This is a genomic window from Streptomyces roseolus (assembly GCF_014649855.1).
Taxonomy (GTDB): Bacteria; Actinomycetota; Actinomycetes; order Streptomycetales; family Streptomycetaceae; genus Streptomyces; species Streptomyces roseolus.
On sequence record NZ_BMTV01000074.1, the window covers coordinates 1423 to 2288 of the forward strand.

The 866-nt window shown below is 70.9% G+C and carries 1 protein-coding gene; it reads right to left on the reverse strand.

Annotated elements, in window-relative coordinates; translation table 11 throughout:
- Positions 1-599, reverse strand: a 599-nt coding sequence (locus IE245_RS37615) for a carboxyl transferase domain-containing protein (protein ID WP_308436662.1), incomplete at its 3' end; no start/stop codon positions are given.
- Between the last annotated feature and the right edge of the window lie 267 nt (positions 600-866).

Here is an 866-nt window from a genome sequence, read left to right on the forward strand (position 1 = left end):
GTCTCGCGGACCATGAACACGAAGTCGGTCAGGGCGGGGCTGTAGGCGGCGCCGCCGGCGCACGGGCCGAGCATCACCGAGATCTGCGGGATGACGCCGGAGGCCTTGGTGTTGCGCTGGAAGATGCCGCCGTAGCCGGCGAGGGCGGAGACGCCCTCCTGGATGCGGGCGCCGGCGCCGTCGTTCAGGGAGACCAGCGGCGCGCCGGCCGCGATGGCCATGTCCATGATCTTGTGGATCTTCGTGGCGTGGGCCTCGCCCAGGGCGCCGCCGAAGATGCGGAAGTCGTGGGCGTAGACGAAGACCGTGCGGCCCTCGACCGTGCCCCAGCCGGTGATGACGCCGTCGGTGTACGGCTTCTTCGCCTCCAGGCCGAAGCCCTGCGCGCGGTGCCGGCGCAGCTGCTCGACCTCGTTGAAGGACCCCGCGTCCAGGAGCAGCTCGATGCGCTCGCGTGCGGTCAGCTTGCCCTTCGCGTGCTGGGCCGCGGTCGCGCGCTCGCCGGGGCCGGCCAGCGCCTGCTCGCGCAGCACGTGCAGTTCGGCGACGCGGCCACGTGCGTCGGTGGGCTCGCTCGGGATCTCGTCGACAAGGGTCATGTACCGACCCTACGAACTCGACCAAGGAAACCCCGCCGTCGACTCCGTACAGTCTCGCGTGTCGATTCCTGGCGGGGACGGACAGAACCGTGGGACCACCGGAGTGAGTCCACAGCCCGGAGGCCCCTTGGCTTGTGGGGAGTGAACAAAAGAAGAGCGCGGGCCTCCGGGGTGCCGGGGGCCCGCGCCCGGGGCGGCGTCCGGGTCAGCAGCCGCCGCAGTTGTAGAAGGTCACGTCCCAGTGGTTGCCCTCGTCGGCGTAGACGT